The sequence below is a fragment of the Helicobacter sp. genome (genome assembly GCF_029067145.1).
Taxonomy (GTDB): domain Bacteria; phylum Campylobacterota; class Campylobacteria; order Campylobacterales; family Helicobacteraceae; genus Helicobacter_D.
On record NZ_JAIEFA010000038.1, the window covers coordinates 1 to 12,615 of the forward strand.

The following is a 12,615-nucleotide window of genomic DNA, read 5'->3' on the forward strand; positions in this document are numbered from 1 at the left end:
ATAATAATTTTTTTATTGGAAAATTATTATTATTTTTACAATTTGAGTGTCTAATTCTTATAGAAATAATAAAAGTTATTTTTAAAGTATATTCATCTTTTAAGAGAAAGTAATGAAAAATTAACCAATATTTTTGCTATTCTCAACCATGGCAGGAGAGGCAGATACAAAAAGAGATGTCAGGGGATTTGCAATCAAATTCTACACCAAAGAAAGAAATTGGGATTTAGTCGGCAACAACGCAGCGTGGGATTTTTGGACATTATGCCTAGAGAGTCTGCACCAAGTAACAATTCTAATGAATAATCGTGGAATCCCAGCAAGTTACCACGATTCCATAAATTGCGCTAAAATGCTCTTACAAAAAGGCGCATTTGTAGATGAACGCAACGATAGAGGGCAAACCCCTCTTGCTGGAGTATGCTTCAAGGGACATTTGGAAATGGCAAAACTCTTACTTACATTTGGTGCAAATCCGAATGCCAACAATGGTTTAGGCGCGACACCCTACACCTTTGCAATTCTATTTGGAAGACAAGAAATTGCAGAATTATTGATAAAATATTCTCAAGTCAGCTTCTTTAAACGCATTCCACTCACAATCTTACGCTTAATTAAAAAATTTAAGTTTAGAAATAGAAGCTGTTTTGCTAAAGAAATGAATAAAATTTCTTGATTTTGTCTGCTTTGGAATTTCAGAAACAAAAACTTGTTCAAAGATTCGTTTACTGGGATATTCCAATGCACTCAATCTTGCGTTTGGTTTGGTTTTATGATAAACACAACCCGTATCAATCGCAGCAAAATTTTCTGTTATCAACACTTCTTTTTGCACATCGTGTCCAAACACATTAAACACCCCATATTTCTTTTTTGCTTCTTTTTGTAGATTGTGCATTTTAAGTCTGCTCCAAGTAAGAGCTTGGGATTCTTTCTTGCGCGTTTTATAATAAGGTAATCCGAATCCGTGCGTAACAAACAATTTCCTCCCCTCCTCATCACATAAGTCAATCTCCAAAAATCGCGGCAATTCCGCAAGCCACTCTAAATGCTCGTGGATTTTGCGCAAACCACCATATCTCCGATAACTTTCCATTGTTTCATAGCCCCCATTGCTAATCCACACGCTTCCTCTACCGCTACTTGGAATCTTATGGTAATACTCTAGCATTAGCTCTTCGTGATTTCCAAGCACGCAAGCAAAATGATTAGAAATTGCCAAATCAATTACTTCACAACTTTTATCTCCTCTATCAATCAAATCACCCGTTAAAATAATTTGTGATTCCCACTTTTGCGGTAGTTTTTCAATCAACAAACATAAAGTATCAAAACAACCATGCACATCACCAATAATATAGATGGGCTTAGAGCTATCCAACTGACTTATTCCCAACTCTTAACTTCCTAAACATCTTTAAAATTTAGAATCCGATTGCAGAAAGTATGAAATAACAAACTGCACTAAAAATAGCAGATGCAGGCACAGTGATAACCCAAGCAGCAATAATTTTGTTTATCGCAGAACGTTTGACAAGTTCCTCTTGATAGGCTTCTTTTAGTCTTTTTTGCTCTTTTTTCTTCAATTCTGGAATCTCAATGTTTTTTTGTGTTCCTTTCGTTTTCTTATGGTCAATGCTTTTAAGAATCGCTCTTTTTCTACGAATAGAGGCATTACGAAATTTATCCAAAAATTCTTTAACCTTTTCGTTATCTTCTCCCTTGCGAGATTCTAAAATCTTTAACTCCATCTCTTTGTATTGTCGTTTTAGATGTTCGCGCAAAAAACCTATTCCAAAAACTGCACCAATCGCGATATGAGTGGAGCTTACGGGCATTCCTAATTCACTTGCAACCAACACAGTTAAAGCCGCACTCATCGCAATACAATAAGCACGCATCTGGTCTAATTCTGTAATCTCACTACCCACTGTGCGAATAAGTCTTGGTCCAAAAAGCGCAAGTCCAATAGAGATTCCAAGCCCACCAATTAGCATAATCCAAAAGGGCACACTGATTTGGCTAGCGTCAAACGCAACTTTCAAAGCACTATTAATTGCCGCTAATGGTCCCACAGCATTTGCCACATCGTTTGCGCCGTGTGCAAAGCTCAAGAGCGCCACTGCAAAAATCAAAGGAAGAGTAAAAAGCTTATTAATTTCTTCTTTTTTATTTTCCAAGCCCTCTAAAGCTTTCTTGATGATAGGTTTAACAACAAAATAAACCACAATAGCAATAAGAATGCTAATACCAAATGCAATTTGCGGCTCTAATTGAATGACATGTTTTAAGCCTTTGTTGATTAAATATAAACTAAATGCCCAAGTCATAAAAGCTATCAAGTAAGGCACGATATTTTCTGCCGAGGTTTTCTTGTTTTTTTTGTAAGTAATGGTATGCTTAATAAAAAACAATAAAATTGCAGCAATCACTCCACCCATTACAGGAGAAATTACCCAACTACTTGCAATTTTACCGAGTGCAGCCCAATTCGCTACACCAAATCCACCTGCTGCGATTCCAGCTCCTAGAATACCTCCAACAATGGCGTGTGTTGTAGAAACAGGCGCACCAATCACAGTGGCGATGTTTAACCAAATTGCACCTGAAATTAATGCTGCAAGCATTAAAGTAACAAACTGACTAGAATCACCAATGGCATCTGCAGAAATAATCCCTTTACTTACCGTGCCGACGACTTCTCCACCCGCAATCAATGCTCCTAAAATCTCGCATATTGCCGCAATAATAATCGCGCCTGTCATTGTCAAGGCTTTAGAACCAACAGCTGGTCCCATATTGTTTGCCACATCGTTTGCGCCAATATTGAGTGCCATATATCCACCTACAATTGCTGCAAATCCTAGCAAAATCGGATTCGTAACGCTCTCTGCAAAAGCAACCATTACAAGAATAGCAAGGACAAATACAAAGATTATACTTGCTTTTTGCAAGCTCTCTTTGTTTATCTTGAACCCTCTATCAGGCTGTAAAAAATTCTCCATACACTCTCCTTTTCAAGAATACAAAATTAAAAATTAACATACATCAATATCTTTATAATTATAGCATAATTTGACCTAACAAATTATTAATCTTTAAACAAATTTTCAGAATCTTGCTTTTATTTTATTTTTGTTTTTTAGGATTCTATTCTAGCATATTCTTCAACATTTCACTTATGCGTTTGCCGTCTGCAACCTCTCCTAATGCCTTGCTTGCAACACCCATAATTTTGCCCATATCTTTTTTGGATTTTGTTCCTAATTCATTCAAAATTTTCTCCAATGCTTTGTGTAAATCCTCATCATTACATTGCTTTGGTAAATATTCCATAATCACTTGCATTTCAAAATTTTCTTTTTGATAGAGGTCCTCTCGCCCTGCCCTTTGATAAGCTTCTGCTGCTTCTACTCTTTGTTTATAAGCCTTTTTAAGAATCAAAATGACATCTTTATCCTCCAAGACTTTTCTTTCATCTACTTCAATTTGTTTGAGCGCACTACTCAACATTCTAAGCGCATCGCGTTTTTCTTTATGATTCTCTTTCATTGCGCTTTTAATATCATTTAAGATTCTTTCTTTGATTGCACTTGACATTCTTATCCTTATATTTTGGAATGAGCTTTGCTTAACTCTTTTAAAACTTTAGGATTATACCTAAAATTCACATAAGGAAATGCTATGAAATGTAGAATCGTCTTTCTCCATACTTTGTCGTTTGTATCCTATTTTATGATTGGATTATTCTTTGTGGGTTGCGCCACGACAGACCCACAAATCTCGTTTCGTCCTCCAGCCTATGTAGAAGAGCTGCCGCCAAAAGAAGAGGAAGATAATTTTGGTAATCCGGGAAGTATTTTTGGGCAGGGAGATAATTTGCTATTTTCTGACCGCCGCGCAATGCAACTTAACGATTTAGTAACCGTAATTATCAATCAAACAGCGCAAGCAAGCTCTACTGCTAACAAGAATCTTAATGAGACTTCCAATTCCAATTTGACAGGACCGGGAATCACTTTTGGAGGACCTAGCAACAGCATTGCCAAGCTAACAGGCAAGTTAAGCAATGTTACAGGATTTGGCATTACAAGCGGCGAAAATACTTCAACCTATCAAGGAACAGGTTCTCAAAACCGACAAGAAACTTTCTCTACTACGATTGCAGCGCGTATTATCAAAGTAATGCAAAATGGTAATTATTTCATTGAAGGCAGCCGCGAAGTGCTGATTAATGGCGAGAAACAAATCATTCACTTAAGTGGCGTTGTGCGTCCGACAGATATTGCGCGCAATAACACCATAGAATCCCAATATATTGCGGACGCAAAAATTATGTATGATACACAAGGCGAGTTAAAGAAAAGCACAGAAAAAGGTTGGGGAACAAAACTTATTGAATCCGTTTGGCCTTTTTAAGACAAATTTTGTCTTGATTTGCTAAAATACGCAAATTTATTTACAAAGGATTTGCGTGCAAACACAACATTTCATCGGCACCCGTGGGGGACAAGACTTAGCTTTTACCTTTAAAGATGCGATTTTAAATCCTAATGCTGCATTTGGGGGGCTTTATACAGCTAAAAAACTACCAAAATTTGACGAAGACGCAATTAAGGAATTCAGTCAGCTAACTTATGAGGAATTAGCACAAGAGATTTTTCATCGTTTAGGGCTTAATGTGCATAAAGAACTCTTAGAGGAAGCACTTAGCCTTTATGAAGATTTTGACGATTCTACTACTCCAGCACCTCTTTATTCTGTGCATCCTTATCTTAATATCCAAAAGCTTTATTGCGGACCTACGCGTGCCTTTAAAGATATGGCATTGCAACCATTTGGAGTTTTGTTTGGAGGTTTTTTAAGAGAATCCAAAAAAGAAACTGATTACCTTATTTTGGTAGCAACTAGCGGCGATACAGGTCCTGCAACCCTGCAAAGTTTTGCCAACAAGCCACAGATTAAAGTTGTCTGCATTTATCCAGAAGGTGGAACAAGTGAAGTGCAGCGACTACAAATGACAACCATTAATGCAGAAAACATAAAAGTTTTTGGTATCAAAGGAGATTTTGATGAGGCGCAAACCTTGCTTAAAAACCTGCTTAAAGACCCAAGATTTAATGCGATTTTAAAATCCAAAAACATTGCTTTAAGTGCTGCAAATAGCGTCAATTTTGGTAGAATCGCATTTCAGATTCTTTATCATATTTATGCAAGCTTGCAAATCTTTAAAATCAATCATCAAAAAATTCATATTATCGTTCCAAGTGGTAACTTTGGTAATGCGTTGGGAGCATTTTATGCAAAACTAATGGGATTCCCAATTGAACGCATTTGGATTGCCTCTAATGCTAACAATGTTTTAACAGAGTTCATTAAAACAGGTGTTTATGATATTTCAGAAAAATCCTTGCAAAAAACCTATTCGCCCGCAATGGATATTTTAAAAAGCTCCAATATTGAGCGTGTGCTATTTACTTTATTTGACGCACAACGCACAAGAGAGCTTATGGAATCACTAGAACAAAATGGCAAATACAGCCTAACCAAAGAAGAGCTTGCGTGGGTGCAAACTTACTTTAGTGCCACAAGTTGCGATGATAATTATTGCCTTAACATAATGAAAACTTACGCCCAAAAAGGCTATATCATAGACCCACATACAGCTTGTGGATTCAAAGCATTTGAGGAAATCAAAGTCAAATTTCCAAACACTCCTTGTGTGCTTTGCTCCACTGCAGAATGGACAAAATTTGCTCCCACATTAGCCAAAGCATTAGGCTTGGGGGATTTAAGCGACAAAGAGGCGTTAGAGCAAATTTCTAAAGCCTATAAAATCAATATCCCAAAACAAATTTTCACACTCTTTAATCAACCAGAAGTCCATCAAGAAGCTTTCAGCGCAGAAGTTTTGGGTGAAAAAATTTTAGAATGGCTATAAGGAATCTTTAATGCTATATTTCTCTGATTTGCTTTTAAAATTACAACAATTTTGGCGCGAACAAAATTGCCTCATTATCCAACCTTACGATATTCCCGCAGGTGCAGGCACTTTTCACCCGGCTACTATGCTTAGGAGTTTGGATTCTAAACCTTGGAGCGTGGCTTATGTTGCACCTTCTCGTCGTCCTACAGATGGACGCTATGGAGAGAATCCCAATCGTTTAGGCAGTTACTATCAGTTTCAAGTGCTCGTTAAGCCAAGCCCAAACAACATTCAAGAATTATATTTAAAAAGCCTAGAATACTTGGGTTTGAATCTAAAAAACCACGATGTGCGATTCGTAGAAGATAATTGGGAATCTCCAACACTTGGGGCTTGGGGCTTAGGTTGGGAAGTTTGGTTAGATGGTATGGAAGTAACACAATTTACTTATTTTCAACAAGTTGGAGGGATTCCTTGCGATCCAGTGGCTGTCGAAATCACCTATGGAACAGAGAGATTGGCAATGTATCTACAAGGCATAGAAAATGTCTTTGAGATTGCTTGGAATGAAAATTATACCTATGCAGATGTGCATTTAGAGGGGGAATATGAATTTTCAAAATACAATTTTGAAGTCGCAGATACCGCAATGCTCTTTGAGTTTTTTGCCAAAATGCAGCAAGAAGGAAACCGCTCATTAGAAGCGGGATTGCCTTTGCCTGCTTATGATTGCGCTATGCTTGCAAGCCATTTATTCAATGTATTAGACGCACGCAAAGCAATTTCTGCAACAGAGAGGCAAAATTATATTTTAAAAATCCGCGAACTCTCTAAATCTTGTGCAACTCTCTATAAAGAGCAAGAATCCTTGCGTCAAGAGCGTCTCAAACTCGCAAAGCAAAAATCAAATGAAACATAATCTTGCTACGATTCTAAATTTTTTGGACACCTTAAGTCCTTTCAATCTGCAAGAATCTTGGGATAATTCTGGATTGATTCTAGGCACACCACAGCACAATTTTAAAAAAATTTATTTAAGCTTAGAAGTAACAGAATCCGTATTAGAGCAAATGGAGCAAGATTCTTTGCTTATCACGCACCACCCATTGATTTTTAATCCACTTAAAACATTAGTCTTTGAGGATTATCCTGCTAAACTCTTACGATTAGCTATTTTAAAAAACATTCAACTTATTGCAATGCACACGAATTTTGATAAAACACATTTTGGCAAATATATTGTTCAAGAGATTCTAAAAATCCAAGAATTTGAACAACAAGATTTTGTTGTTTATTTTCAATGGAACGGCACTTTGGAATCTCTTTGTGCTCATATCAAAAACAAACTTTCTCTCAAACAAATAAAAATTACCGAATCGCAGAATTTGCATTGCCAAAATATTGCTCTTATTACAGGTAGTGGCGGGGGGTTCGTGCGTCATCTTGCTAAAATAGATTGTCTCATTACAGGAGATATAAAATACCACGAAGCAATGGAAGCCATCGTGCGCAATTTTCATCTTATAGATTGCGGACATTATGAATTAGAGCATTATTTTGGAGAAATTTTATTGCCTCTTTTGACAAATCAAGGCTATAAAGCTATAATTTTAGATTCGCAAAATCCCTTTAATTTTGTCTAAAATTTTAACCTTTGGAGCTATGTATGAACAAGCATTTAAGTCAATTAATTGAAATTGCAAATCTTGATAAAGAAATCGATTCCTTTGAGCCTCGCATTAAAGAAGCAAAAAAAGAACTCAATCTCATTGAAGAAGAAGAAAAATCCCTTAATCACGAGATAGAAGAGCTTGAAAGTGCTTCACGTGATATTTCACTCTCTATTGCCAAAAATGAAAACCATTTGGAAGATTTATCACTCAAACTAGAAGAAATCGCAAATAAAACTAAACTCATTAAAACAGAAAAAGAAAGTAAAGCCTTAAGCCTAGAAGAAGAATTAGCCAAAGAACAAATCACTTTTGCCAATGAGGAAATTGCTCGCTTAAATACATTAATAGAATCCAAAAAAGATTCCATTAATGCTTTAAAAGAAAAAATCAATGCGCTACAAATTCATCAAAACGAAATTTCCCAAAAAGTGGAGGTGGAGGTTCAACAAGTCAAAGAAGAGCAGAAAAAAGTCTTCGCTCAAAAAGAATTACTTGTTAGTAAAATGGACCAAAAAATTATTTCATTCTATGAAAAAATACGCAAATGGGCAAAAAATACGAGTGTCGTGCCTATTACGCGCCAAGCGTGTGGCGGTTGTTTCATTCGCATTAATGACAAAATCTATTCTGATGTGATTCGCTCAGATGATATTATCACCTGCCCACATTGCGGTAGAATCCTCTATTTTCAAGAAGAAAACGCACAATAAAGAATGAAGTGTTTTATCGGCATTTATTATTTTATGCTGTGTATTGCGCATTTTTGCGCTATACCTTTTTTATATTTTTTAAGCTTTAAACCCAAATATCGCTTTTCTCTTAAAAAACGTTTTTTTATTCCCGATTCTTTGTTTCCAGATGCAATGGGATTTAAAATCCATTGGTTGCACGCTTGTTCGTTTGGAGAAGTCAAATCTCTACAAGTCATCATAGAATCCCTTAGCAAACAACTTCCAAATAACGAAAAAATCTTGCTCACTACGACGACACAAACAGGTTTTCATTTGGCATATAAACTTTATCCACAATGTCTTGTGCGTTATTTGCCTTTTGAGACTTTAATCCCTTTTTGGCTACACAAAATCACCCTTGCAAGTTTAACTTTAGTAGAAGCAGAGCTTTGGCTAATGCCCTTAGTATGTGCAAAGCTAAAAGGAGCGCAAACTCTTTTAATTAATGCAAGAATTTCTCAACATTCCCTTCCAAGTTATCAGAGATTCCGATTCTTTTACCGCAGACTCTTTAGCCTCATTCATCAAATCTTTTGCCAAACGCGTTTGGATAAGGAACGACTTGAAACATTGGGAGCTAAAAATGTCAATGTCTTAGGAAATCTAAAGTTAGCTGAGATTCCACAACTTACCACCCATTATTCTCACCCCAAACAACCTTTATGGGTTGTTGCTAGCACGCATCGCAAGCACAATCAAAGCGAAGAAGTTTTGATTTTAGAAGCGATTTTAGAAGCTTTTTTCAAAAAAGAGGGAGATTTTGTTCATTATACAAAATCCACTCCACATTTTTTATTTGCTCCCCGCCACCCAGAAAGGTTTTTAGAAGTAGAAAGGGAGTTAAATCAGATTTTGGATTCCTATGCTTTACCTCATCTTACTAAAACTTCAGAATTAGGGATACAAGAAGCCCTCAATACCCCATTTATTCTATTGGATTCTTTAGGAGAACTTCATAATCTTTATGCAGTTGCGCAGGGAGTTATCTTAGGAGGAAGTTTTTTAAAAAGCATCGGGGGACACAATCCAATAGAACCTGCCTTTTTCCAAACAAAACTGATTAGCGGACCTTATATTTTTAACCAAAAAGCCCTATTTGCAAGCCTTCAAAACTATACTTTATGCAAAATTCAAAGCCTTTCCAAAGTTTTACAAAAACAAGAAATCCTAAAACCCGCAAAGATTACCAAAAAATTCAATTCCTCAAGCATTATTCAAGCAATTTTATCCACAAAGGATTCCTAATGAAAAATCAAAAATCCCAAAAAATACAAAAAAAGCCTAAACCAACCCAATCAAGGACCCAAAATAAATCTCCTATCAATGCGCAAAAAGCTTATAAACTTTTAAGCCTACAAGAAAATATTTCTAATAACGAAGCTAAAAATCTTATTGATAGAGGACTTGTGAGCATTAATGGCAAAAAACTACGCATTGCGCGCGCGCTTCTTGCACCCCAAACAAAATTCAAAATTCAAACTCCCAATAAGATAATCGAAATTTTTAGAGATTCACAAATCTTAGCCCTTGAAAAACCCGCATTTCTAACAAGTGAGGAGATTGCTAGCTCTTATCCGGAATGGGTTTTGCTCCATAGGCTAGACAAAGAAACGAGCGGCATTTTATTGCTTGTAAAAAATCAAAGCGCATTCCATCTTAAAGCGAAAGAAGCTTTCAAGCAAATGCAAGTCAAAAAGCATTATATCGCCATTGTAGAGGGTATCATAGAGGAAGAATGCGAAATTACAGCCCCCCTACTCATTAAAAAAGGGAAATTTGCTAAAGTTACGATTGGTAAAAAAGGCGAGGGGCACAAGGCAATCACACGGATTCGTCCTCTTGAAATTTCTGGCAAAAAAACTAAAATAGCCGTGGAAATTCAAACAGGTAAAACCCATCAAATCCGTGTGCATTTGGCGCATCTTAAGCACCCAATTGTAGGCGATACGCTTTATGGAGCAAAACCTGCCAATCGTATCTTGCTACACGCCGAATCCATTGCGCTTTTAGGCTACAATTTCACTTGCCCACTACCAAAAGAATTTATTTTTATGGATAATATATAGGATTCGGCAAGCAAGTTTGAAAGTATTTAAAATTTATAAATTCAATTTGTATTTATAAATTTTTGATACAATTTCTCATTAAAAAATGATTCATTTATAATAAATTTAGGAACTCTTATGCACCAAACTTCCAATCATTCACTCGCTAATTCTCCTTTCTTGAGTGCCCAGATAGAATCTTTTATCCAAAAGCTAACCCAACAAGGCAAATGCTTCACTTACGAATTTTCTGCGCCTGCTAGTTTTGACCTTGAGCCGCTCTTTGATACATTGCGTCAAGCGCAATTTCTTGATAAACTAGACGCATTTATCTGCACAGATTCTCCTTTGGGCAAGCTCAAACATAGCGCAATTTTGGCAAGTCTTAAGCTCCAAAACACCTTTAAGATTCCAAGCATTACAACAATTTCTATGCGGGATAAAAACACGCTTGCTTTACAAAGCGATATTTTGGGAATGAACAGCCTTGACTTGCGACTGATTCTCGCACTCACAGGAGACCCTTTGCGGCTTGGCAACCAACCACAAGCTAAAGGGGTTTTTGAGGGCAATAGCCTCTTGCTTCTTAGAATCATTGAAGCATTCAATCAACAAAAAGACATTAATGGCGGTGTGCTAAGTGGCGATTCTAAGCCCATTTATCCTTTTTGTGTCTTAAACTCCTATGCAAATAAAAAAGAGAATCTTTACAATAAAATGCAAGAAAAAATACAAAATGGTGCGCGAGCAATTTTTACGCAACCCATTTATGACTTAAACATCGCACAAGAACTCTTGGAATGGTGTGAGAAAATCAATGCACACAATCACACAAAATGTGCATTAGTTTTTGGATTCTTTCCTATTTTTTCTTATAAAACTGCTTTATTTTTACACCATAAATTACCCGGTGTATTCGTCCCTATGACTTTGCTTGAAGAGATGCAAAAAGCAAGCAAGCAAAACACAGAATCGCAAGTGGGATTAGAAAAAAGCCAAACATTATTTTCAAATCTTTATCCACTGCACCAAAAATTCCATTTTATGAGCGCAAATAAACCCCATTGGATTGCAAAAATCATTTGCTAAAGTAAGATAAATAAAAATTATTCAAGTTTTTAGAGATAATTTGCTACACTTCAATATTTATTTTGACAAAAAATTTATAAAAATTCTAAATTTTTAAGGTTTAAAATGTCTCAAATCACACAATCGTTGAAAAATCAAAGAATGAAAGCTTTTTTGGGTGAATGGTTGAATGGTTTTATATTGGTGCTTTTAGTCAGCCTAGCAAGCTCTTACACCGCGACTTTACCCTTTATGTCCAAACTCCATTTATCACCCTTAATCATTGGTGTTGTGCTTGGAATCCTAGCGTCTCCTCTTTTTAGGCGAGCTCAAAAGACTTGCGATAAGGCAGTCGTCTTTAGTGCCAAAAAACTTTTAAGGCTTGGTATTATTCTTTACGGCTTTAATGTAACACTGCAAAGTATTGTTTTTGTGGGCTTCAATGGAATTCTCTCAAGCCTTGTTGTTGTGGTTTTCATTTTGGCAATAGGCTACATCATAGGCGTTAAGCTCTTAAAACTAGACAAAGAAATCGCTATTTTAGTGAGCGGAGGAAGCGCGATTTGCGGTGCGGCGGCGGTTTTAGCATTAGAATCCTCCTTAAAATCCGAACCATACAAAGGAATCATTGCCGTAGGAACGGTTGTTATTTTTGGACTTGTAGGAATGTTCTTATATCCTCTCCTTTATGCTTTGGGATTTATTCCTCTAAGCTTAACACAGGAGGGTTATTATATTGGACTAACCCTACATGAACTAGCAAATGTCGTAGGTGCCGGGGGAGCGATTGCGCAAGAGACACAAGAAATTGCCTTGATTGTAAAAATGATTCGCGTTTTATTGCTTGTTGCTGTCTTGCTTGTCGTTCCTTATTTCTTTGCAGAAAGCCAAGAGGGAGGCAAAAGAAAATTACACATTCCTTGGTTTGCATTTTGGTTCTTAGGAATCGTCCTTGTGCATTCGCTAATGGTCTTACCGAATGAAATTGTTTTTATCTTACGATTTCTTTCGGGATTCTTTTTGGTTATGGCAATGAGCGCATTAGGACTTCAAGTAGATTTGAAAAAATTCCTTGAATTTGGCGGCAAGGCTTTTGTCTTGGCATTTATTTTGTTTGGGATTCTTACTTTTGGAGGATTCTTTCTTGTCTATTATTTTATTCCATAATTCAA

General features: G+C 36.5%; 12 protein-coding genes and 2 pseudogenes. 11 read left to right on the forward strand and 3 right to left on the reverse strand.

Annotation, left to right across the window (positions count from 1 at the left end):
• Positions 1 to 124: 124 nt before the first annotated feature.
• Positions 125 to 328: pseudogene (locus tag K2N75_RS04140) on the forward strand (catalase); the annotation flags it as partial.
• Positions 329 to 331: 3 nt separating this feature from the next.
• Positions 332 to 676, forward strand: a pseudogene (locus K2N75_RS04145) (ankyrin repeat domain-containing protein); the annotation flags it as partial.
• On the opposite strand, the gene K2N75_RS04150 reads toward K2N75_RS04145, so the two are convergent.
• The 3 genes from K2N75_RS04150 to K2N75_RS04160 form a co-directional block, all read right to left on the reverse strand.
• The gene (locus tag K2N75_RS04150; RefSeq protein ID WP_297679941.1) at positions 611 to 1,396 is read right to left on the reverse strand and encodes a metallophosphoesterase family protein; all 786 of its coding nucleotides are present in this window, start codon (positions 1,394 to 1,396) and stop codon (positions 611 to 613) included. The pseudogene K2N75_RS04145 and the gene K2N75_RS04150 overlap by 66 nt on opposite strands.
• 28 nt (positions 1,397 to 1,424) lie before the next feature.
• On the reverse strand, positions 1,425 to 3,005 hold the full coding sequence (locus K2N75_RS04155) for an inorganic phosphate transporter (protein WP_297679942.1): 1,581 nt from the start codon (positions 3,003 to 3,005) through the stop codon (positions 1,425 to 1,427).
• A gap of 145 nt (positions 3,006 to 3,150) precedes the next feature.
• Positions 3,151 to 3,600, reverse strand: coding sequence for a GatB/YqeY domain-containing protein (locus K2N75_RS04160; RefSeq protein WP_297679943.1), 450 nt, complete (start codon positions 3,598 to 3,600; stop codon positions 3,151 to 3,153).
• Between the two features lie 114 nt (positions 3,601 to 3,714).
• Between K2N75_RS04160 and flgH the strand changes: the two genes are divergently transcribed.
• The 9 genes from flgH to K2N75_RS04205 all read left to right on the forward strand — a co-directional run bounded on the left by flgH (position 3,715) and on the right by K2N75_RS04205 (position 12,610).
• Complete coding sequence (gene flgH, locus K2N75_RS04165; RefSeq protein ID WP_297679981.1) at positions 3,715 to 4,419, forward strand: flagellar basal body L-ring protein FlgH; 705 nt, start codon at positions 3,715 to 3,717, stop codon at positions 4,417 to 4,419.
• Positions 4,420 to 4,474: 55 nt separating this feature from the next.
• Entirely contained in the window at positions 4,475 to 5,941 is a 1,467-nt protein-coding gene (thrC, locus tag K2N75_RS04170; RefSeq protein WP_297679944.1) for a threonine synthase, read from the forward strand.
• 10 nt (positions 5,942 to 5,951) lie between these two features.
• Entirely contained in the window at positions 5,952 to 6,845 is an 894-nt protein-coding gene (glyQ, locus tag K2N75_RS04175; protein WP_297679945.1) for a glycine--tRNA ligase subunit alpha, read from the forward strand.
• On the forward strand, positions 6,835 to 7,569 hold the full coding sequence (locus tag K2N75_RS04180; protein ID WP_297679946.1) for a Nif3-like dinuclear metal center hexameric protein: 735 nt from the start codon (positions 6,835 to 6,837) through the stop codon (positions 7,567 to 7,569). Before glyQ ends, K2N75_RS04180 begins: the two co-directional genes overlap by 11 nt.
• A gap of 23 nt (positions 7,570 to 7,592) precedes the next feature.
• The gene (locus K2N75_RS04185) at positions 7,593 to 8,309 is read left to right on the forward strand and encodes a zinc ribbon domain-containing protein (protein WP_297679947.1); all 717 of its coding nucleotides are present in this window, start codon (positions 7,593 to 7,595) and stop codon (positions 8,307 to 8,309) included.
• A gap of 3 nt (positions 8,310 to 8,312) precedes the next feature.
• Positions 8,313 to 9,575, forward strand: coding sequence for a lipid IV(A) 3-deoxy-D-manno-octulosonic acid transferase (waaA, locus tag K2N75_RS04190; RefSeq protein ID WP_297679948.1), 1,263 nt, complete (start codon positions 8,313 to 8,315; stop codon positions 9,573 to 9,575).
• Complete coding sequence (locus tag K2N75_RS04195; RefSeq protein WP_297679949.1) at positions 9,575 to 10,396, forward strand: RluA family pseudouridine synthase; 822 nt, start codon at positions 9,575 to 9,577, stop codon at positions 10,394 to 10,396. Before waaA ends, K2N75_RS04195 begins: the two co-directional genes overlap by 1 nt.
• Positions 10,397 to 10,513: 117 nt before the next feature.
• Positions 10,514 to 11,464 carry a methylenetetrahydrofolate reductase gene (locus K2N75_RS04200; protein ID WP_297679950.1) on the forward strand — a complete coding sequence of 317 codons (951 nt, stop codon included), beginning with the start codon at positions 10,514 to 10,516 and terminating at the stop codon, positions 11,462 to 11,464.
• Positions 11,465 to 11,569: 105 nt separating this feature from the next.
• Complete coding sequence (locus K2N75_RS04205; protein WP_297679951.1) at positions 11,570 to 12,610, forward strand: YeiH family protein; 1,041 nt, start codon at positions 11,570 to 11,572, stop codon at positions 12,608 to 12,610.
• Positions 12,611 to 12,615: the final 5 nt, after the last annotated feature.

What these genes read in the sequence shown, in the direction of transcription:
- K2N75_RS04180 (WP_297679946.1), top strand. Translation starts at nt 6,835, where the DNA reads ATGAAACATAATCTTGCTACGATTCTAAATTTTTTGGACACCTTAAGT.
- K2N75_RS04160 (WP_297679943.1), bottom strand. Translation starts at nt 3,600, where the DNA reads ATGTCAAGTGCAATCAAAGAAAGAATCTTAAATGATATTAAAAGCGCA.
- K2N75_RS04200 (WP_297679950.1), top strand. Translation starts at nt 10,514, where the DNA reads ATGCACCAAACTTCCAATCATTCACTCGCTAATTCTCCTTTCTTGAGT.
- waaA (WP_297679948.1), top strand. Translation starts at nt 8,313, where the DNA reads ATGAAGTGTTTTATCGGCATTTATTATTTTATGCTGTGTATTGCGCAT.
- glyQ (WP_297679945.1), top strand. Translation starts at nt 5,952, where the DNA reads ATGCTATATTTCTCTGATTTGCTTTTAAAATTACAACAATTTTGGCGC.
- K2N75_RS04155 (WP_297679942.1), bottom strand. Translation starts at nt 3,005, where the DNA reads ATGGAGAATTTTTTACAGCCTGATAGAGGGTTCAAGATAAACAAAGAG.
- K2N75_RS04185 (WP_297679947.1), top strand. Translation starts at nt 7,593, where the DNA reads ATGAACAAGCATTTAAGTCAATTAATTGAAATTGCAAATCTTGATAAA.
- K2N75_RS04195 (WP_297679949.1), top strand. Translation starts at nt 9,575, where the DNA reads ATGAAAAATCAAAAATCCCAAAAAATACAAAAAAAGCCTAAACCAACC.
- K2N75_RS04205 (WP_297679951.1), top strand. Translation starts at nt 11,570, where the DNA reads ATGTCTCAAATCACACAATCGTTGAAAAATCAAAGAATGAAAGCTTTT.